The 19,994-nt window shown below is 58.0% G+C and carries 14 protein-coding genes and 1 riboswitch; of the genes, 7 read left to right on the forward strand and 7 right to left on the reverse strand.

The genetic code is table 11. The features are described 5' to 3' along the window. Window positions 1-2: 2 nt before the first annotated feature. Entirely contained in the window at window positions 3-611 is a 609-nt protein-coding gene (locus tag HMPREF2708_RS07855; RefSeq protein ID WP_070833779.1) for an ECF transporter S component, read from the reverse strand. Window positions 612-768: 157 nt separating this feature from the next. Here HMPREF2708_RS07855 and HMPREF2708_RS07860 point away from each other — a divergent pair, with 157 nt between their 5' ends. Both HMPREF2708_RS07860 and HMPREF2708_RS07865 read left to right on the forward strand, forming a co-directional pair. Further along, the gene (locus HMPREF2708_RS07860) at window positions 769-2,820 is read left to right on the forward strand and encodes a DUF2339 domain-containing protein (protein WP_070833780.1); all 2,052 of its coding nucleotides are present in this window, start codon (window positions 769-771) and stop codon (window positions 2,818-2,820) included. Window positions 2,821-2,908: 88 nt separating this feature from the next. Continuing rightward, window positions 2,909-3,106, forward strand: coding sequence for a hypothetical protein (locus HMPREF2708_RS07865; protein WP_038628285.1), 198 nt, complete (start codon window positions 2,909-2,911; stop codon window positions 3,104-3,106). Between the two features lie 181 nt (window positions 3,107-3,287). Here HMPREF2708_RS07865 and HMPREF2708_RS07870 read toward each other — a convergent pair whose 3' ends face one another. From HMPREF2708_RS07870 to HMPREF2708_RS07880, 3 genes are all read right to left on the reverse strand, one after another. Further along, window positions 3,288-4,631 carry an alpha-amylase family protein gene (locus tag HMPREF2708_RS07870; RefSeq protein WP_070833781.1) on the reverse strand — a complete coding sequence of 448 codons (1,344 nt, stop codon included), beginning with the start codon at window positions 4,629-4,631 and terminating at the stop codon, window positions 3,288-3,290. 4 nt (window positions 4,632-4,635) lie between these two features. Continuing rightward, on the reverse strand, window positions 4,636-6,051 hold the full coding sequence (locus HMPREF2708_RS07875) for a M20 metallopeptidase family protein (protein WP_070833782.1): 1,416 nt from the start codon (window positions 6,049-6,051) through the stop codon (window positions 4,636-4,638). A 135-nt stretch (window positions 6,052-6,186) separates the two neighbouring features. Then, window positions 6,187-7,569: a M18 family aminopeptidase gene (locus HMPREF2708_RS07880; protein ID WP_070833783.1), complete on the reverse strand. Its 1,383-nt coding sequence runs from the start codon at window positions 7,567-7,569 to the stop codon at window positions 6,187-6,189. A gap of 282 nt (window positions 7,570-7,851) precedes the next feature. Between HMPREF2708_RS07880 and HMPREF2708_RS07885 the strand changes: the two genes are divergently transcribed. After that, window positions 7,852-8,049 carry a hypothetical protein gene (locus HMPREF2708_RS07885; RefSeq protein WP_070833784.1) on the forward strand — a complete coding sequence of 66 codons (198 nt, stop codon included), beginning with the start codon at window positions 7,852-7,854 and terminating at the stop codon, window positions 8,047-8,049. A 2-nt stretch (window positions 8,050-8,051) separates the two neighbouring features. Here HMPREF2708_RS07885 and HMPREF2708_RS07890 read toward each other — a convergent pair whose 3' ends face one another. The 3 genes from HMPREF2708_RS07890 to thiC form a co-directional block, all read right to left on the reverse strand. Further along, window positions 8,052-9,527, reverse strand: coding sequence for a glycosyltransferase family 87 protein (locus HMPREF2708_RS07890; protein WP_246840383.1), 1,476 nt, complete (start codon window positions 9,525-9,527; stop codon window positions 8,052-8,054). Window positions 9,528-9,705: 178 nt separating this feature from the next. After that, a complete protein-coding gene (locus tag HMPREF2708_RS07895; RefSeq protein ID WP_246840384.1) occupies window positions 9,706-10,689 on the reverse strand; it encodes an HtaA protein in 984 nt (327 codons plus the stop codon). Between the two features lie 381 nt (window positions 10,690-11,070). Next, a complete protein-coding gene (gene thiC / locus HMPREF2708_RS07900; protein ID WP_070833786.1) occupies window positions 11,071-12,777 on the reverse strand; it encodes a phosphomethylpyrimidine synthase ThiC in 1,707 nt (568 codons plus the stop codon). Next, window positions 12,776-12,897: riboswitch (TPP riboswitch) on the reverse strand. Its footprint overlaps the gene before it by 2 nt. Before the next feature lie 1,118 nt (window positions 12,898-14,015). Here thiC and HMPREF2708_RS07910 point away from each other — a divergent pair. The 4 genes from HMPREF2708_RS07910 to HMPREF2708_RS07925 all read left to right on the forward strand — a co-directional run bounded on the left by HMPREF2708_RS07910 (window position 14,016) and on the right by HMPREF2708_RS07925 (window position 19,990). After that, window positions 14,016-15,665 carry a hypothetical protein gene (locus HMPREF2708_RS07910; protein ID WP_246840385.1) on the forward strand — a complete coding sequence of 550 codons (1,650 nt, stop codon included), beginning with the start codon at window positions 14,016-14,018 and terminating at the stop codon, window positions 15,663-15,665. 238 nt (window positions 15,666-15,903) lie between these two features. Then, window positions 15,904-17,400, forward strand: a complete 1,497-nt coding sequence (locus HMPREF2708_RS07915; RefSeq protein ID WP_070833788.1) for an MFS transporter — start codon at window positions 15,904-15,906, stop codon at window positions 17,398-17,400. Next, entirely contained in the window at window positions 17,387-17,932 is a 546-nt protein-coding gene (locus HMPREF2708_RS07920) for a TetR/AcrR family transcriptional regulator (RefSeq protein ID WP_070833789.1), read from the forward strand. Before HMPREF2708_RS07915 ends, HMPREF2708_RS07920 begins: the two co-directional genes overlap by 14 nt. A 468-nt stretch (window positions 17,933-18,400) precedes the next feature. Continuing rightward, entirely contained in the window at window positions 18,401-19,990 is a 1,590-nt protein-coding gene (locus tag HMPREF2708_RS07925; protein WP_070833790.1) for a Re/Si-specific NAD(P)(+) transhydrogenase subunit alpha, read from the forward strand. Window positions 19,991-19,994 lie beyond the last annotated feature (4 nt).

A 19,994-nucleotide genomic window follows, 5' to 3' on the forward strand; every position in this document is an offset into this window, starting at 1 on the left:
TCCTAGACGTCGCCGTGCCGCTCTCGCCCGATGGCAAAACGATCCAGCGCTCCAGTTGCCGCCAGTGCCTTAGCCAGGAAGTAAGCCAGCAGACCGGCGAGGACGGCACCAGACAGCGCCGTGGAGATCAGGTAGATGACGTTGAATTCGAAAGTCTTGGCCAGGTTGCCGGTGAAAAGCTCATAGGTCCACGCGCCGACACCTGCCATGAGACCGGAGATAACCACGGTGGCCAGGTTATAGCTCTTATACGCCAGAATGAGGAACACCAGCTCCGCGCCGAGCCCCTGCGCCAAACCTGAGTACAGGGTGGTAATACCCCACTGGTTACCGATTAGTGCTGAAACTGTCGCTGCGATTACCTCGACGAAGATAGCGGCACCCGGCTTGCGAATGATGTACGCGCCGAGCGGCCCACCGAGGAACCACATACCAGCGACCACACCGCCAAGGCCAGGAGTAAGCGCGTTGACTGCTTCATAGCCCGCACCGCCGATGATGTTCCAGATAACAAAAATCAGGCCAACGGCCACGCCGATAACAGCTGCAATAATGATGTCAATATTGCGCCACGAGAAGTTAGCGCGCGCTGCACTCGCCGATTGCGTCATCTCACTTGCTCCCATTTTTCTTTAACCCGAGCGATATTGCTCAAAAAATTTTGATGTATTCATTAGCGGCGTATGGGGCCTGTGCCGACACGCCCTAAGCACTAACTTTTGCCTACCCTACCGCGCCCAGCAGATGGCCTAGATAACATAAGGAACCATGACTAAAGCCGAGCGGTCATCTACTGGAGATACCCCAACTGCCCAAACCCCTCATCCGCCGACAGTCGGCGATGAGGGGACAGCCGCGGATTCCGCAGTGAAAACTGCCGAGGCCCCTGGTGCTGACAACACCGCTGAGCAGGAAAGTTCTCGCCCATACTACATGCCCACATTGACGTGGGGCGAGAGACTTGACCTGTCTGCGAAGCAGTGGTGGCCACTCATCGGAGTTGTTATTGCGATACAGCTTGTCGCTCGCATTCTGGTGCTGACCAGCCATGGCTTTTACTGGGATGACTTCATTATTGTTGGCCATCTTTATGACACCCCGCTGCTGAGCAAGGACTACCTGCTTCAGGACCACGACGGACACCTTGCACCACTGGCCTTCCTGGTGCAAGGCCTCTATCACCTCATTGCGCCGTGGAACTGGTGGCTGCCGGCTATCACCATGGCCGTGATGTCGGTAGCGCTGACATACGCCACCACTAAACTCTTTGAGCTTCTCACTGGCCGCACGCTGGTGTCGCTCTTCCTCATCACGGTCGTCGCCTGGACTCCACTGATGCTTCCGGGAGACACCTGGTGGTCGGCTGCGGCCAATTCCCAGCCGTTCCACCTGGCATTCGTGGTTTTCATGATTGTCGCCATTCGCACCACTATGCGTCGTTCCTTCGGCCCCCGCCCGTGGGAAGCCGCTGGTCTGTTTGTACTGCTGGCAGTGGCGCTGGGATTCTTTGAGAAGTCCCTGGCTATCGCGCCGATTGCCATGCTGGTTGTCGTCACTTTGGCTTACATGGAGCGCAGAAATATCCTGCTGGTTCTCCGCCGCGGCCTAGTCATCTGGATCCCATCGATGCTGCTGACCGGTGCCTGGGCGCTGTGGTACTACTTCGGCTCCGCCGAAACCACCGGCTTCATTTCCGACAAACTTCAGCCCGAACTGTTCTTCAACGGCCTCGGCCAGATTTTTGCCGGCATCATCGGCGGCCCAACAAGCTGGGAACGCTGGGCTCCGGGACAGCCGTTTGCCTCCGCTTCGTCTCAGCTGATTACTCTCGGCGGCATTATTCTGTTGATTCTGTCTGCCACCCTCATCGGCCGCGATTACCGTGGCTGGGCTCCATGGACGCTATCGGTGGCGTACATGTTCACCACCTTGTTCGCCATCACCCTGTTCCGCTCGGGAGAGAACACCTCTGGCGTGCTGGCGCACACTTTGCACTACTACTCTGATGTCGCACTCGTCATCGTGATCTGCGTCGCGATCTCCCTGGCAGGACTCCCACCGAAGGACGAGGCGCCGGCTCTTCTACCGGCTCGCACGCACATTCTGATTTGGTCGCTGGGCATCGCGCTGACTGTCACCTCCACGATTTCCGTGGTCACTTACCGCAATGCCTGGTCTGATGACATCGCAATGGAGTGGATCGGCAACACCAAGGCGTCGCTGTCCGCGCTGCGCGAGGAGGCCGACGCCGCTGGCCCCGACAAGGCGATTGACTACAACCTCATTGACCAGCCCGTCCCCTTCGAGATTCTCGTGCCCGTCGCCGCTCCGATGAACATGTACTCGCGGGTGTTTGATGCGGTCTCCGATCGCCCTCCGTTTGAGCGCGTCACCGGTCACCCGCGCATGTTCAATACAGACGGTTCGCTTATCGACGCCAAGGTCTCCGAGGTCACCCGTGTCACCGATGGCCCTGTCGAGCAGTGTGGCCATCGCATCACAGTTGGCGAGGACGGCACTGCGTCGGAGGACATCAAGCTTGAGAACATTATCAAGCTCGGTGACTGGGTGCTTGAGTTCCCGGCCACCGCCTCTGAGGACATGGATGTGCGCCTGTCGCTCCCCAATCCTTTCGAGACTGAAGAGCAAACCCGCGGTGGTTCCACGGTCGTGAAGATGAACAATGATCTGCGACCGCGCTATGTGTACCTCAGCGGCGGTGGAGATACTCTCCATGTCGATGTGGAAAAGGCGACTCCGGGGGCAACGCTATGCATCGGCGCGGGGGCGATTGGCCCCTTGGTTCCCGCAAGCCGTTAAGTATCCTCTAAGATATTGCTTTAAGATAATGTGAGAAAAGTTCATTAGCCCTTGTAGCTATTGTTTTTCCGACAGAGGAGCCACATCCATGCGTAACCGCATCGCCGGCGCTATCGCCGCATCCGCCATTGCCGCAGCAGCCCTGGTCGCTTGCTCTCCCCCGAACGAGGTTGACTCGGACGTAAAGGTCGGCGACCAGGCCAACCCGTCGGAGACCTTCGAGCAGAAGGCCACCACCCCAGCACCCTCCGACGAGATGACTCCTGCTGAGACCGCAGAGATGTAACTGCAGATTCAATAATTGAAACTGCGAAAACCGGGGTAGTTAGCAAACAGAAACGCAGTCACTACCCCTTGTGCCCACTCATCGATGGGGCACGAAAGAATTACCGCCCGGCCATGATGTCCGGGCGGTTTTGGTTCTCTGGGGGCAGCCTAGAGCCACGACCTAGAGCCACGAAGAGAGCCTAGGAAAACTCAAATTCCACGTGGTCACCATCACGGATTACCGCGCTGGTTGCGCCATTTTCCAGGTTCAGCTCGACAATGAGCGAGGGCATCTCGTCGGAAGCTCCAGCCTCACCCGAGGTCCCGGCAGCATCGTCCACGAGCGCCGCATCGGTCGCGATCACGCGGTAGCGAAGGAAACCATTGCGCAATTCGTCAGTCTCCACGCGAGCGGAGTGCAACCATGGGAAGCGGCGGCGCATCGCAACGAGCTGCTGGTAAGCACGGTAGAGGTCCTCGCCGAGCGTAGAGAGTTCCTCCGGGCTATCCGGGAACACTGGACGGATCTGGTCGTCACCGCCGATGCGTTCCTCTTTGAGACCGGTATAGCCCTGTTCGTCACCGTAGTAGACCAGTGGCACACCGGCCACGGTAAACAGCACCGTTGCCGCCAGCACGGCCTTGTCGGCCCCTACCTGTGTCGCGATGCGTGAAACATCGTGGTTTCCCACAAACGTCACCGGCACAAAAGACTCTGCGAAGGTGTTATGGCGCTTCAGAGTCCAGTCCAACTCGAAGAAGTTTTCCTCCTTCAGCGCCGACCAGGTCGCTTTCCACAGCTCGTATTCCGTCACTGAGTCCATGCCGGACACCGACACGATCTCCGCATAGTCACCGTGGATGACCTCACCGTAGATAAAGGCGTGCGGGTGCTCAGCACGCACTCGCGGCAAAACCTTATGCCAGAACTGTGGATCCACTGCGTAGGCCGCATCCAGTCGCCAGCCATCAATCCCCCGCGCCAGCCAGTAATTCATCACGTTGACGACAAAATCAACAGTCGCGTCACTGGTGTGATCAAATTCGACCAAACTCTCATGTCCCTCAAACACCGGCGCGGTCATGTCGCCATCTGAGTGCGTAAACGCAAAGAGCTGCGCTTCTTCAGAGTCAGGGTTTCCCTTCGCGGTCTTCAGCGCGGGTGCCTCTGACCCGATGTGGTTGAAGACGCCGTCGAAAAGCACTTTGATGCCGCGCTCATGGGCAGCTCCGATGACGGCCTTCATGTCCTCTTCGGTGCCCAGGCGCGAGTCAATGCGGTAGTAGTCCTCGGTATCGTAGCCGTGGCTAGTCGACTCGAATACCGGCGCCAGCTGCAGGACGTTGAGCCCGAGCTCCTGGACGTACGGAAGCCAGTCAATCAGTTTGCGAATTCGATTGACCGGCGCGGCGCCTCGATCCTTCTCACGGATGGGCGCTCCCACAAACCCCAGTGGATAGACGTGCCATCCAATAGCCCACTTCGTCCACTCAGGTGCGGCGGCAGCGAGCGTCTTATCAGGGGCGTTGGGGGTAGTGGACATTGTCCTATGCATCCTCTCTAGGTGCCTGAGGCTGATTGGAATTGTCTGGTGCCGCCGCAGCCTCAGGGCTCGGTGAGGTCTCCCCCGCCGATTCGCTTGACGACGCCCGCACCTGGCCAGCATGCGACTTCGGCGTGCCAAGGCCTGGGTTCCGCGGCCGTGGAGGCACGGAACCGGCTGCGGGCATGGTCTGAGATGCGGCAGGCCGCTCCGGCGGTTGATTCTTCGACGGGTTCAGTGCATCGAGCGCGATTTGGATTTCCGTGCGCATGCCACTGACCATGGCTCTCTCCACAATTTTAAACTTGGAGTTGTGGAGAAAGAAGGGATTACCCGCTTCCGGGCCACCGGTGCCGAGGAACATGTAACAGCCGGGCGCTTCACGGGAAAAATAGGAAAAGTCATCCGAAGGAGCCCAAGGATCGGCAGCGAACACCTTGGACTTGCCAATCGCCTTCGTGGCCGCATGCCAGGCACGATTGACGGCAATGTCGGCGTTGACCACCATCGGGTACGGAATCTGCCAGTCGAAAGTCGCCTGTGCGCCGTGAGCTTGGCAGACGCCGTTGACGACGGCCTCGATACGCTGGCAGACAATCTCCCAGTCCGCCTCATCCACCGAGCGGATAGACACTTCCAGGTTGGCCGTATCCGGAATCACGTTGCCGGCCTCACCTGAGTGCAGTGAACCGACGTTGACGATGTTCATGTGCTTCGGATCCACATCGCGGGAGACAATCGTGTTGAGCATGAGAGTCACCTCGCTGGCGATGAGCACCGGGTCAATCGACAGCTGCGGGTTCGAGGAGTGCCCGCCACGGCCACGAATCGCGATGGAGACGATGCCCGACATAGTTGTCACTCGTCCTGGGCAAATCCCAACATGCCCCACCGGATGCGGCGCGACGTGGAAGGCATAGACCTCATCTACGTCATCGGCGGCCCCCTTGTCGACCAGCTCACGAGCACCGCCCGGTAGCATTTCTTCGGCGTGCTGGAAGATGCACAGCACCTTTCCGTGCAGCTGATCGCGCATTCCGGAAAGCACCTTCGCCGTGCCCAGCAGCATCGCCGTGTGCACATCATGACCACAGGCGTGCATCACCCCCGGCGTGCGCGAGGCGTACGGCAGTCCCGTTTCCTCCTGAATCGGCAGCGCGTCAATATCCGCGCGGTAGCCGATCACACGGCCCGTGCTGGGGTCGCCTGCTGTGCCCTCGATGACGCCAATTACGGACGTCGGAGTCAACCGGTACGTCGGGATGTCCCACTGATTGAGCAGATCCTCAATCATGTCCGAGGTCCGGTACTCCCGGAAGCTCAGCTCCGGATTCTGGTGCAGTTGGCGACGCCATGCCACCGCCTCTTCGATGGGTACTTCAAGGCGGTGCGACGGCAGGGTGTCGTTAGCATCAGTCATGGTTCATAGCATGACAGAAAACAGGCTCCACGACGAGTATCTGCGGAAAATCTCCTGCCAATTCTCGCTTTCCGACGGCCACAGCGCCCCGACATCTCCCCTGCTAGAGGTGACTTAAGCGCTGCCCACGAGCTGTTAGTTCTCTGCGCCCCAGAAATCCACAGTGAGCTCGGCCAACCACCATGGATCGATTGTGCCGCACATCTCACGCGCCGAGTGCATGGAGACCATCGCAGCTCCGATATCAATGGTGTCAATACCCAGTCGCGTTGCGGTGATTGGGCCGATAGTGGAGCCGCATGGCTTGTGGTTCGCAGAGACAAAATACTGTACCGGCACTTCCTGGCCAATGCGCTTGGAGGTTTCCGCTGCAATTCGGACAACCTCGGCCTGCCCAGCCGCCGTGGTGGCATAACGTTGGTTGGCATTGATCTTCACCACTGGGCCAGCATTGAGTTCCGGCTGGTGCCCCGGCTCGTGTTCCCCTGCATAGTTCGGGTGCACACCGTGTGCGCCGTCGGCAGAGAGACAGATGGAACCGCGGTAGAGCTGCTGGGTGCGTTCCAGGTCAGCGCCTGTGGCCGCTGCGATGCGGGACAGAACGTCGGCAAGCAGTGGCCCTGCAGCGCCCGTGGTGGAGGCGGACCCGACTTCCTCGTGGTCAAAAGCGACCATGACGGGGATAGCGGTTGACGTGCTCCAGTTTTGGCGGAGCAAGGCCTCGAAGGCGACCAGGGAGGAGTGGACACTGAGCAGATTGTCCAGCCGGCCTGAAGCCAGGAACTCATCGTGAGCACCGAAGGTGCGCGGCTGCTGAGTGTCGAAGGAAATGAGGTCCCAGGCGACAATCTCATCGACAGACAGGCCCGCTGCATCGGCGATGACCTGGTGCACATCGGTGCCGAAGGTATCCATTCCGATAATCGGTGCAGTGTGATTCTGCTTGTGGAGCTTCAGCCCCTCTTCGTTAACCGCACGATTGAGGTGGATAGCCAACTGCGGGATGCGCGCGACCGGACCGGTGCGAGCAAGGTGCTCATTGCCATTTTTATCAATTACACGACCGGCGAACTCAATTTCGCGGTCGGTCCAGCTCCCCAACAGCGCGCCGCCATAGACTTCGACGGCGACCTGTGCATAGCCTGCGGCGGAGGTGCGCGCGTTGGGCTTCACACGAAAACCGGGCGAATCCGTGTGGGACCCCACAATACGGAAACCGATCAAATCGGCAGCCGGTGTCTCCGGGACGATCCAAGCAACGGCAGCGCCATCGCGACGCAGGACGTAGGCACCGGGTTCGCTTGGCCACTGTTCGTGCTCGTCGACGACCGTGGCACCGGCTGCACTCAGACGGTCAACGACCTGTTGTGCCGCATGAAATGAGCTTGGCGACGCAGCCACAAAATCAATTAAATCCTCAACGTGACTGAGCGCTGTCGCCGGAACGCTGCGCGATGCCGCGTCCGAGGTATCCGCCGAATCCGGAGACTCAGGGGTGGGTGCCGAAGAAATAGCCATAGCCAAACTCCTACTTCAAATTTGATTCCGCATTTCATTGTATTGGAGGGCACAACTGTATTGGAGCCCACAACTGACGGTGACCGAGCATTAAGCCGATCCACAGTGTGATGCAGATTTCATGTTGGGAACGGTATCCGCTTAGTCACTTTTGCCCGTTTTAACTCGATATCGGGCATATTCAGACATATAGTGGCAACCGCATCAAAGAAAACCACTTGAATACAGAAACTCTCAAACCGGAGTCCCGACCGGATTCCGACCACAGAAAGGGTTTATACCGTGAGCCTTGAAAACCTGTTCCCCCGTTCTTTCACTACCAAGCGCGCCTTCTTCTCTCAGCCGCTGCGCGAAGCTCTTACCCGCGACACCAGCAGTGACGCTAACGCAGTCCACTTCGGCCACCAGGTTAAGAGCACCCGGAACGAGATCTACAGCGACATGTCTGCCCGTGACATCGTCTCTATGCTGAGCCGCTAAATCTAGCGCTTCCTCAAGTCGAATAAGACCATTGGCTCTGGCTGAGAAAATTTCAACGTCTCCGCAGCAGCTAATTCACTGCCAAAACCAGGTCCAACCTCGCCTGTATCACCATCGCCATACCGATGTACCGCAAACGCGTGGCAGCCACCAACAACTAGCATCAATGCCAGCGTCAAGAGCATCGCGGTAATCCCCGAATACATAAATCCGCCGGTATATGGCGTAGCAGCAATCGGGTTTGTCACAGGGAACGACAGCAGGACCACTAGCAACGCAATACCGATATACGGCCACTGTCTGGTCAATCGGGTCCGCGCCATGGCGGCCAAACCGAACACAGACGTGACCAGCATCAACATGTAGTGGGTCCAAAGAATCGATGAGAATGTGGCTGCAATAAGCCACGCGCCCGTGATCAGAAATTCAAACCGGTAGACCGGGTTCAACCACGCAACTGCCGTGACCATCAACACCACGCCAAGCGCAATACACAGTGGAATCGTTTTCACGTGACTCGGGTAATCACGAACCACTGTTACTAATAAATCAGGTTTGCCCAGGTCTGTGGCTAAAGTCGACGCCAACGACTGATTCGCACCGCCGACCAAGACTGACGCACCAATGTCGCCGACTCGATCAATCCAATCCGAAATCACCGACATATCAACGCGGATAAACATCCATACCGCCAGTACCGCCGTGGTGGCCAGCGCCCAGAGGGCTGCGCGCCGTCGATAAGCGAAAAAGAGCATCACGGCGATGAGCGCATACGGAGTCAATTTAATGGATGCGACGATGCCGAGCACGATGCCCGCGAGCCAAGGACGAGTGCGCGAGGCAGCAAGACCATAAGCAACGCCCGCGACAATCAGCGGTGTCGTCTGACCAATCCAGAACGAATTAAGAGTGGTCGGCAGAGCGAATACGCATGCGGTAACCAGCGCTGCGATACCCCAGGGCATGGTGGACCGAAACCACAGGTGGTAGGAAGCTGCAACGAGGAGCACGACGGCCATTCCAGAGAGAAAGAGCAACCAAGCAACCGAGGTTTCAAAGCTCATGACGTGGGATATCGCTCCCAGAGCCTTTGCGAACAAAGGGTTTTGCACAAAGGGATGCGTAAATGGCGCAGACACTTCCTGCGCCAGGCGTGGCCAGACCTCTCCACTCATGGCGGTGAAATCGATTGGATCGGCGTCATAGAGATGGGACTCAAGCCCCCTGTCCATAAGTAGCCCGCCCACCCAGAGCGAAGCCCAATCGTCCGGCTGAGTACGACCATTCCAGGCCAACAGCGAGGCAAGACCACCGAGCAGCGAGACCAGAATAAGAGGCCAGCTCATCACAGGCGATTGCGCCAGCGAGGGGGCCTGACTGGGTTTGCGAGCCCACATTTTTCGCGAGGCCTGTGACGGAGACTTCGCAACAGCACGTTGCGACTCCGCAGCCTGTGACGATGCCCCATCCTGTGACACAGGTCCTTCTGCCCGACTATGCCGTCCCACGTTCCTCCTCATCGCTGGTAAGCGCCTCTATCTAATGTAGTGATTCCAATACGGCAGTGGTTACACCCCGCAAGAACCCGCAAGGTATGATGGCGTACTTTGAACAAAGTGCCAGGTGAACGACAGTTGGCGGCGGTGGCCGGAGGGACTACCGGAACTGTGAAATAGTGCCGATCGTCGTGATCAGCTGATCTCCATCGCTGTCGACCACGGCGGCTATGGGCATACGCTCCATCTCATCCGGGCCGACATCGTAGCCCTGCGAGACCTCTGCCGTAATAATCTTTCCGGTCGGGCCTTCCTCAATGCGTGGATTACGAACGACCACATGAACCAGACTGAACTTCGCGGTGATGTGAACTTCTCCGCGGTAACTCTCCGCTTCGGCATTGCTGTTGTCATTGTCGCGGGTGAATGAGACGACACCAGCCTCAGGCTCTAGGGCACCGTTCTTGGCAGTGACGCCACCGCCCAGTGCGCCGAATACCTTCTCCAACGCAGATACAGAAATTACTAAATCCTCGCTGGAGGGAGCCGGGGCATTCTTGCCCGGAGCATCCGAGTAATTCAACGGGATGTAGATTTCCTCGGCCTCATTAATGGAGCCGGCTGCCGGGTAGACGTAAATACCCCAGTTTTCACCAGCTGGGGTCTCTGGCGGGTCAACAACAATGCGCGCCTCAAAGCTGCCGTCATCTGTCATCGGGGTAGCCTGACGAGCGATAGAACGTCGCATGTCGACGCCCTGGTTCGGTATCGCCTCGAGAGTTCCAGCCGGCGTCACCCAAGCAATGTTGTCGTGCGGATGTTTCCGCGACGAGGACGGAGCACCTTCACTCGGCCTCCAAGAGTCTGGGAAAGCACTGTAGAGAACGTAAACACCATTGGGCACACCCGGAGGAATTGGAAGCGGGTAACCACCACGGTTGGCCGACGGATTAAAACCACTACCGCGAACGATAAGAACATCGCCGCGATGAACCGTGGCACCTTCAACTGGTGTGCCGTCCTCAAAAGTGACAGTAACTTCCGGGGATTCGACATACTGCGGATTCTGCGGCTGGAAGTTCTCCGCTGGATTAATCACATTGGGAAAATTGTCCGGCACGATCGGCTTCGCAGTTTCAGCCATTGCTGGGGATACAAACGCCGAAAGGACCATGGCACCGGACAGCGAAACCGCAGTAACACCTCTGCGCGCACTCTGCCTCACCGGTCGACGCCTGCCTTCTCCAATGGATGATGATTCAGAGCCGGACGAAAGGCGAGTTTCGTGAGCACCCGCAAGATGGCGGTGGAAATGATCGAAAGTCAGGAACTTCAGACTGTGCATACAAGCAATGTACACCCCGCATATTAGGCTCCCCTAATACATTCATTAAGGCACGCCTTACCTACCCCCGTTTGAGTCTCAACACTGAGATTGGAAGAAATGGCTGAGAGCAAAAGAAAACCGCGGCCACGCCCAATAAAGCTCGACCGCGGCTTACTTCAGCAGCTTTGATGCAACCAATTACTCCGCGGTAATCGGCAGGTAGACGCGACCACCCTGATCAGCGAACTCCTGGGACTTCTCAGCCATGCCGGCCTCGATCGCTTCAACGGAGTCCAGGCCGTGTTCCTTCGCGTAGTCCTGTACATCCTTGGAAATACGCATGGAGCAGAACTTCGGACCACACATGGAACAGAAATGCGCGGTCTTTGCCGGCTCTGCAGGCAGGGTCTGATCGTGGTAATCCAGCGCAGTGTCCGGATCCAGAGCCAGTGCAAACTGGTCATGCCAACGGAACTCGAAGCGGGCCTTCGACAGCGCGTCGTCACGCTCCTGAGCGCGCGGCAGCCCCTTTGCCAGGTCAGCGGCGTGCGCGGAAATCTTGTACGTAATCACGCCGACCTTGACGTCGTCGCGGTTCGGCAGACCCAGGTGCTCCTTCGGCGTGACGTAGCAGAGCATGGCGGTACCAGCCTGCGCAATGATTGCCGCGCCGATAGCCGACGTGATGTGGTCATAGCCCGGCGCGATGTCGGTTGCCAGCGGGCCGAGGGTGTAGAACGGAGCTTCCTCACACCACTCCTCTTCCCACTTCACGTTGTCAGCGATCTTGTGCATCGGAACGTGGCCTGGGCCTTCGATCATGACCTGGCAGCCGCGGGACTTGGCGATCTTGGTCAGCTCGCCGAGGGTCCGCAGCTCAGCCAGCTGGGCCTCATCGTTAGCGTCGGCAATGGAGCCCGGACGTAGGCCGTCACCGAGGGAGAACGTGACATCGTACTGTGCCAGAATGTCGCACAGCTCAGCGAAACGCGTGTAGAGGAAGCTCTCCTGGTGATGCGCGAGGCACCATGCGGCCATAATCGAACCACCGCGGGAGACAATTCCCGTCACGCGGTTGGCGGCCAGTGGCACGTAGCGCAGCAGCACACCCGCGTGAACGGTCATGTAGTCCACGCCCTGCTCACACTGCTCAATGATGGTTTCACGGTAGATTTCCCAGGTCAGCTTGGCCGGGTCACCCTTAACCTTCTCCAGCGCCTGGTAAATCGGCACCGTACCAACCGGCACCGGGGAGTTACGCAGAATCCACTCGCGGGTTTCGTGAATGTCCTTACCGGTGGACAGATCCATGATGGTGTCCGCGCCCCAACGGGTCGCCCACACCATCTTCTCCACCTCTTCGGAGATGGACGAAGTCACAGCCGAGTTACCAATGTTGGCGTTGATTTTGGTGGCAAAGCGCTTGCCAATAATCATCGGCTCGGTCTCCGGGTGCTTGTGGTTGGCCGGAATCACGGCACGCCCCGCAGCAACCTCTTCGCGAACAACTTCCGGATCCACATTTTCACGAGCAGCAATGAATGCCATCTCTGGGGTGACAATTCCCGCTCGAGCCCATGCCAGCTGCGTCTTGACCTTCGGGGCGTCCTCAGACCCCGCAACCGCCGGCACTGCCGGAGCCTTCGGCCAAGAGTCACGAGTCTTAGCCAAACCCTCCTTCAGGTTCAGCTCCGGATTTTCCTCGGTGTAAATACCCGAGGTGTCGTACGCATCGAAGTGAGTGCCATCCGTCAGATTGATTCGACGAGCTGGAATGCGCAGGTTCGCCTCACCAAAATCGTTGCTAAACGCAACCTCGTCGTAATGCTTGTTGCTGCGGTAAATTGGGCCAGTTGTAACCTCGCCCTCTTTCGGCGGAGCGGATACAGATACACGTGCGGCCATGAAGCAACACATCCCTTTCCTACGCTGGTATTACCCAGATTCAGGTTCGTCCGGTCGACGCTCGATCCCTAGCGTCCTCTCAGTGCCGGAATTTCGGTTGGCACTCCCGTGGTTTTGTAATGCGCCTCATAGTCTAACCAATCGTTCGGATTACTTCGGTTATTACACCCACGCTGTCCACCAACGCTTAACGACGACACGGAGAACGCACCCCAAAGGGGCAGGTGGTGGCTGTACAGCGGCGTTGTTTCGCGCGGCGACCGCGTTGTCCACACCCCTAAAAGTTATCCACAGCCGGTCTATTTTTTCGGCTTCTCAGCAAGCGCAATTGTGACCGCGGTGTTATATCTTTCTCACACAAATTCTTTGGGGAGGGAAAAATTGAAAAAGGCGACTACTGCCGCCCTACTGTCAGCACTTCTATGGGGAATAACGGGGACTAGTTGCGCATTGACCGAGGCTTCCGGCGAGGACGTTCAACCTGTCGGCGACAATGCGACAACCATGACTACTGACTCGGGCGTGACGTTACCTGCGGGCGTGCTTCCACCCAACAACCCGCCGGAGCCCGGTGATGCTCCACTTGGCCCCGATGGGCACTATAACTACGACGCACCCGAATTCGTCCTGACCAATCCGTGTGACGACCCTGAGATTATGGGGCGCCTCGACAGACTGGGGTTCCGGGAGCAGTCTGAGGTTTCTCAACGCGTAAAGGGAACAAGGCAACTCGGATGCATCATAGGTTCCGAAAGCTCAGCATTGTCTGAGGTTTTCGGAATTTGGAGAGCTTCGATCGCCCATTCCAGCCTCGCCAGTTACGGTGGGCTTCCAATTGACCGACAAAACGGAGTCCACAACGGGGTTACATACACAATGACAACCCCAATTGGTCTCTCATACTGTATTGCGTCCGTTGAAACTGAACGTGGATCGTTGGGGTTTGCAGTCGATATCACTGGCCAAGATGATTCCGATTTGACCGAAGAACTATGTAAACCCGTGGATAATCTGCTTACGAAGTATTTGGGGGACCTGTAATGATTAATGCTTTCATCCCGTCTATTGACAACGCCATTTCACAACTAAGTAAATCTTCTGTTTCGGCGGGTTTGTCATCAGCTGCCTACCCAACGTTGGGCGGTTATTCACAGGTACCGTCCTTGCAGCTGGTTGCGAATGAGCATTCGCTCGCAATAACAGGCAGTCCTGGTAGCGCCAGTTCCATCCATTTGGCGATGGGCAAACAGCTCACGTGGGCGCAAACAAATCTCGCTGACTTCCGTCGCGTGATCACTGAGCACGAATCCACCATGAACCGGATTCTTCGAAGCATTAACCCGTTCAATGGTGACGGCGCTTCCCTTGCTGAAGTAGCGCGAACAAGTGGTGTATTTCAGCGTCGGCCGATGTTTGAAGCTGGAAGTCTCACTTTCGCGCCAGTCACTCTTTCTGCGGAACTTGGTCTCGATGCGAAGTCCCTACTATCCATGTTTTCCTCAACAAACGACGGTGCCGTAGCCGAGGCAATCGCCTACTGGAATAACTTCGCTGAAACTATGACCACGCTGGCCAGTAATCTAACCTCTATCTCATCCGGCTTGGTGTCGAGCAATAGCGGTGCTGTCTTCTCTGCTGCTGACTCAACAATGAAAGGTCTGGCCGCACGCGCAACCAGCATCGCCACCGCATCTGAGGTCATGGCCGGGCACCTTGCCGTCTTGCCGTCCGTTAAGGCAATGGCCGTCAATGCACTATCGGCGATTGAGGCCGAGTCCAAGGCACTCCCAAACCCTGGCGCGCAAAAGGCTTTTGAACAGGCCGAGGTAGCAGCCTTTCTCTCTGGTCCGTATACCGCACAGTTACAGACCGCTATTCCCCGAATTCCTAACCTGGTTTCTGCCGATGCGGGAAGTGGTGTGACTGCCGAGGTGTCCGTTGGAGCCACAGTCGCCGGGCGTTCTGGAACTAGCCAGTTTAGCCTTTCGCCTGCGGGGATGACTGGAAGCATGCAGGCCGCCAGCGCACCAGTTGGTGCCACCTCAACTGTTCCGGATTCTCCAACACCGCAATCCACAACCGCGAGCCCTTCCGCTCCTTCGCAGGTGCAACCGAGCACTTCGACTTTGTCGAGCCCCACAAATCCGTCTGCTACCCCTGTGCACCCAGCATCACCTAGCAGCCCAACGAGCTCCACAATCTCGCCAACATCCCCGACCAGCACATCAGCCATAGCTCAACCAAACACGGCGAATCCAGCCATGGTCGCCCCTTCGGGAGCGAGCGCCCCACTTCAACGCACATCACCGCAAGGAGTCTCGCCTTACGGAGTTCACGGCAACCGGCCAGCTGGCTCCCTCGGTGCAGGTCGCACTGCGGGGCTCACACCAGCGAGCAATATCCCGGCACTGCCGTCTTCTGGAAACGCACGCCCCCGTCCACCGGCCTCGGGACTTCCGACTTCGAGTCCCGGTCGTATGCCAGCGCCAACAGCGGGGCGCGGGATGGGAACCGGCTTGGGTGCCGGGGTTGCTGGTTCTGCCTTGCCAAACGCCTCGAATAGCCTTGCACAGCGCAGAAGTGGATTGATGAATTCCCTAATCAGCGCGCGCAACAGTACTGCTACCGGAGCTACGGGTGCTGCTGGCGGAACCGCGGGCGCTGCTGCTGGAAACCGTGGCGCAGGGGCTTTCGCGGCCACCACTGCGGGCAGCCGTGGCGGACTGCTCCAAAAGGACTCCGCACCGTCGGCACGCAAACTGACAAACGTGGCCACGATCAGGGATAACGATGCCGGCGCTTTCGAGCAGAACGAATACCAGAAGGAGCTTTTCGGGGATGCGCCAATCACTATCCCGGCGGTGATTGGTCACAACGTCCGATCGTAAAGCGCCGACCGTAAGCCTCCGAGCATAAAATCAGCGCGCTCAAGCTGATCTTTACCCGTTCGGACGCCACGGGAAATCGAACGGCGTCCATGAATTCGTACCTCAACAACGCCTGCAACTTAGACACTTTTTCACCGGCTCCTTGGGCGAGATTGGCTTACTTTTCTTGAAGTTTTAGGCCTAAATCGGCACCCTTCCGACGTTGTAACTAAACCGAACGTTCGTTACAGTTACTGGAATGACAAGTACCGACCACGCCGCTTCCACGAGGGCTAATCCGCCCACTTCAGTCACCCACAGGTGGATCTTCCTCGCTATCATCAGCGCCGGCCTACTACTCATCGGCATAGATAACTCGGTGCTCTACACTGCTCTGCCGGTTCTGCGCGAGCAGCTCCACACAACCGAGTTGGAGGGCCTGTGGATCATCAACGCCTACCCACTGGTGATCTCCGCACTCCTCCTCGGCACAGGAACCCTGGGCGACCGCATCGGTCACCGCAAGATGTTTCTTGTGGGCCTGACAATTTTTGGCTTCTCTTCCCTGGCCGCGGCCTTTGCGCCGCACGCCTGGGCGCTGGTCATCGCCCGCGGCTGTCTAGGACTGGGCGCCGCGACCATGATGCCGGCGACCCTCGCACTACTACGTGAGACCTTCCGCCACCCTCGTGAACTTGCCACAGCTATTGGCATTTGGTCTGCCACGGCAACACTGGGTGCCGCCGCTGGCCCCGTCGTTGGCGGTTTCCTATTGGAGCACTTCTGGTGGGGCTCAATCTTCCTTATCAACACCCCTGTAGTAGTTTTCGCAATCATTGGCACGCTGATTTTTGCTCCGCCGAATCAGCCCAACCCGGCCAAGCGCTGGGATTTTCTCACCAGCCTCTACGCGATGCTGGCCATGCTGGGCCTGGTTTCGCTCATTAAGGAACTCGCTGGTCATCGCTCCTCCACCGTCATCGTCGCAGCTATCGCCTGCGGGCTAGTGGGCGCGGCACTGTTTCAGCGTCGTCAGGCACGTCTTACTGAACCCCTCATCGACTTCTCCGTCTTCCGTTCGCCGATGTTTTCCGGTGGCGTGCTGGCAGCCGCGCTTGCCATGTTTGTCCTGGCAGGCGCCGAATTGACGACGACGCAGCGCTTCCAGATTTCCGTCGGATACACACCACTCGACGCGGGCTTGCTAGTTGCCACCGCGGCACTGGCGTCCTTGCCAGTTGGTGTCATCGGCGGCATGGCGCTGCATCGAGTGGGTTTCCGCACACTCATCACCGGCGGCTTCCTCCTCAACGCCGTCGGCCTGGCGGGCATGTACTACGGTGTTTCCTCGGGCAATTTCCCGCTCATGATCGCAGGATTGATACTGCTCGGCGCGGGCGCAGGTTCTGTGATGTCGGTGTCGTCGACCGCGATTATCGGCTCAGCCCCGAGGTCAAAGGCCGGTATGGCGGCAGCGATGGAATCCGTGTCCTACGAATTTGGCACACTGATCACCGTTGCAATCACAGGCAGCCTCCTACCCATGTTCTACGCCTTGTTCACGCCTGTCGACGCCAGCATCTCACTCACCGATGCACTTCACACGCCAGCGCTTAACGACGGCGCCCGCGCCGGCCTCGACAGTTCCTACCTGGCCATTTTGATTATCCTGGCTGTCGTTGCTGTCATTGCAGCGATTGCGACTGCGGTGGCATTTCGCGGCAACCCGAAGGAGACTGAATATGCGCACGAGTAAGCGCACTGCCATTCTCGACACAATCGTTGAGATTATCGAGACAAACGGCTTTTCCGAGGTCACCTACGAAAATGTCGCAACTCAATGCGGAATGAGTAAATCAGGGTTGATTTACCACTTCCCCTCCCGCGAAGACATGATTCGCAGCGTCCATGAGCACATGGCGCAGCTATGGGAGGAAGAACTGATTGAAGCCGCGGGCGGGCCCGCAGAGGAGGTCTCCCCCGCCAACCGCCTACGCGCAAACCTCCAGGTCTCACTGGATACGGCAACGAGGGCCGAGCTACTCATGTCCATCGACTCTGCCGCCGACCCGGAGCTGCGCGAAATCTGGACGCGCCTTTTGCGCCGGTGGAATCCGCCGGTAGAACAGATTGCCACCAATGAGGAAGCCTGCATGGCCTACGTTGTCCAAATGATTTCCGATGGCCTCTGGGCCAACGACTACCTCAACGGCAATCAGCTCACGAAAGCACAGCGTAAGGCAATCGCCGAGGCCGCGGCAAAGCTGATTCCAGAGTCGATGGAGTAGCTGGCTTTAAACGCCCTTGCGCCCCTGCCCTCGGCGGGATGCCGGCACGGTCTTTCCGGCGGCACTTAGTGAACCAATCATCGTTTTCCTTAACTCTTGCCAGGAACCTAGGAATACGAATTTACCTAATGCGTAAAGACGTACGTAAAGACAGAAATACCCTCCCCCATACTTCACCCCTCAAACAATCATTCAGAGCGCAGAAAATGTTCACTCTCACCCATAATTAGCACCTCCACCCCCATTTCCTACCCCCTTTACGAGAGGGCGCAAATTCAGAAAACCCACCTCACCACCGTTACCCGCATATTTTTATTACCTTTTTCCACAAACGCCTCCGCTATCTCCCCAGCAGCGCATACCTTATTGACACCAAGGAGAAAGTGGCCACGCCCACACTCACTGTTAACCGACAACCGAGTGCGCATGGCCCTTAACAACACCCCCGAATAGAAAAGAACTCCCACAATGAGAATCGGCATCCCCTTAGAACCCGATCCCCAGCAAACAATTGTGGCTGCGACCCCGGAGACCGTCGGCAAACTCGTCAAGCTCGGCTACGAGGTCGCCGTGCAGGCTGACGCCGGCCTGGCTGCTAAGTTCACCAACGCGGACTACGAATCCGCCGGTGCCACCATTGTCGACGAGTCTGTCTGGCACAGCGATATCGTCGTAACGCTCGACACCCCGCCGGAGCAGTTCCGTGCACTGCTTAACGACGGCGCCATGCTAATCAGCCGACTTGCGCCAGGCCGTAACGAAGAACTGGTCGAAGAGCTCGCTCAGCGCAATATCACTGCCCTTGCTATGGACGCAGTTCCCCGCATTTCCAGGGCACAGTCGATGGACGTGCTGTCCTCGATGGCCAACATCGGTGGCTACCGCGCAGTAGTCGAAGCAGCGTCTGCGTATGGTCGCCTTTTTACTGGTCAGGTGACTGCTGCAGGCAAGATGCCGCCAGCTACCGTTTACGTCATCGGTGCTGGCGTCGGCGGTCTTGCCGCAATTGGTACAGCAAACTCGATGGGTGCAGTTGTCAAGGCAACAGACCTGCGCCCTGAAGCCGGCGAGCAGGTCGAATCGATGGGCGCAGAGTTCATCCCGATTCCGGCCGCCACTGAGAAGTCCGAAGATGGCTATGCCAAGGAAATGACCAATGATCAGGCTGCTGCGGCGGCAAAGCTCTACTCTGAGCAGTCCGCACAGGCTGACATCGTCATTACCACCGCGAACATCCCGGGCCGCCGCTCCCCGCTGCTGCTGACTGCTGCTGACGTTGCAGCTATGAAGCCGGGCAGCGTCATCGTCGACATGGCTGCCGCCGGTGGCGGTAACTGCGAGGTGACCGTTCCAGGTAAGACCATTGTCACTGACAACGGTGTGACCATCATCGGTTACACCGACCTTGCAGGACGACTGCCCGCGCAGGCATCGTCGCTGTACGGCCAGAACATTGTCAACCTGTTCAAGCTGATTACGCCAGAAAAGGATGGCTCTCCAGTTCTCAATCTCGACGACGAGATTATCCGTGGCATTACGGTGACAAAGGCTCGCCCCCAGAATGGCGCCGGCGCTACCGGAGCTGAGATTCTCTGGCCACCACCGCCGATTAAGGTCGCTGTCACCCCTGCTGCCCCGCTGCAGGAGCAGCAGGCTCAGCAGGCTGCGTTTGAAGAAAACGCTCCGGAGAAGGTCTCTTTCATGGGATCGGGCATGGGCTCGAAGATTGCTTTGGGCCTGACGGCACTGCTGGCAATTGTGGTTATGCTCAGCGCACCGCACAGCGTGAGCGCCAACTTCATGGTTCTCACCTTGGCTATCGTGCTTGGCTTCTACGTGATCTCTGCGGTCACGCCGCGCCTGCACACACCGCTGATGTCTGAGACCAACGCGATTTCCGGCATTGTTCTGGTGGGTGCGATTCTCCAAGTGGGAAGCTCCAACCTGTTAGTTTCCGGTCTCGCGTTCGCGGCCATCGTGGTCAGCTCCATCAATATCTTCGGCGGTTTCGCCGTCACCGACCGCATGCTTGGCATGTTTGTGAAAGAGGAGGCATAAAGTC

The sequence above is a fragment of the Corynebacterium sp. HMSC073H12 genome, assembly GCF_001837775.1.
GTDB classification, from domain to species: Bacteria; Actinomycetota; Actinomycetes; order Mycobacteriales; family Mycobacteriaceae; genus Corynebacterium; species Corynebacterium amycolatum.

What these genes read in the sequence shown, in the direction of transcription:
- HMPREF2708_RS07925 (WP_070833790.1), top strand. Translation starts at nt 18,401, where the DNA reads ATGAGAATCGGCATCCCCTTAGAACCCGATCCCCAGCAAACAATTGTG.
- HMPREF2708_RS07875 (WP_070833782.1), bottom strand. Translation starts at nt 6,051, where the DNA reads ATGACTGATGCTAACGACACCCTGCCGTCGCACCGCCTTGAAGTACCC.
- HMPREF2708_RS07865 (WP_038628285.1), top strand. Translation starts at nt 2,909, where the DNA reads ATGCGTAACCGCATCGCCGGCGCTATCGCCGCATCCGCCATTGCCGCA.
- HMPREF2708_RS07870 (WP_070833781.1), bottom strand. Translation starts at nt 4,631, where the DNA reads ATGTCCACTACCCCCAACGCCCCTGATAAGACGCTCGCTGCCGCCGCA.
- HMPREF2708_RS07895 (WP_246840384.1), bottom strand. Translation starts at nt 10,689, where the DNA reads ATGGCTGAAACTGCGAAGCCGATCGTGCCGGACAATTTTCCCAATGTG.
- HMPREF2708_RS07920 (WP_070833789.1), top strand. Translation starts at nt 17,387, where the DNA reads ATGCGCACGAGTAAGCGCACTGCCATTCTCGACACAATCGTTGAGATT.
- HMPREF2708_RS07880 (WP_070833783.1), bottom strand. Translation starts at nt 7,569, where the DNA reads ATGGCTATTTCTTCGGCACCCACCCCTGAGTCTCCGGATTCGGCGGAT.
- HMPREF2708_RS07915 (WP_070833788.1), top strand. Translation starts at nt 15,904, where the DNA reads ATGACAAGTACCGACCACGCCGCTTCCACGAGGGCTAATCCGCCCACT.
- HMPREF2708_RS07855 (WP_070833779.1), bottom strand. Translation starts at nt 611, where the DNA reads ATGACGCAATCGGCGAGTGCAGCGCGCGCTAACTTCTCGTGGCGCAAT.
- thiC (WP_070833786.1), bottom strand. Translation starts at nt 12,777, where the DNA reads ATGGCCGCACGTGTATCTGTATCCGCTCCGCCGAAAGAGGGCGAGGTT.
- HMPREF2708_RS07910 (WP_246840385.1), top strand. Translation starts at nt 14,016, where the DNA reads ATGGGCAAACAGCTCACGTGGGCGCAAACAAATCTCGCTGACTTCCGT.
- HMPREF2708_RS07860 (WP_070833780.1), top strand. Translation starts at nt 769, where the DNA reads ATGACTAAAGCCGAGCGGTCATCTACTGGAGATACCCCAACTGCCCAA.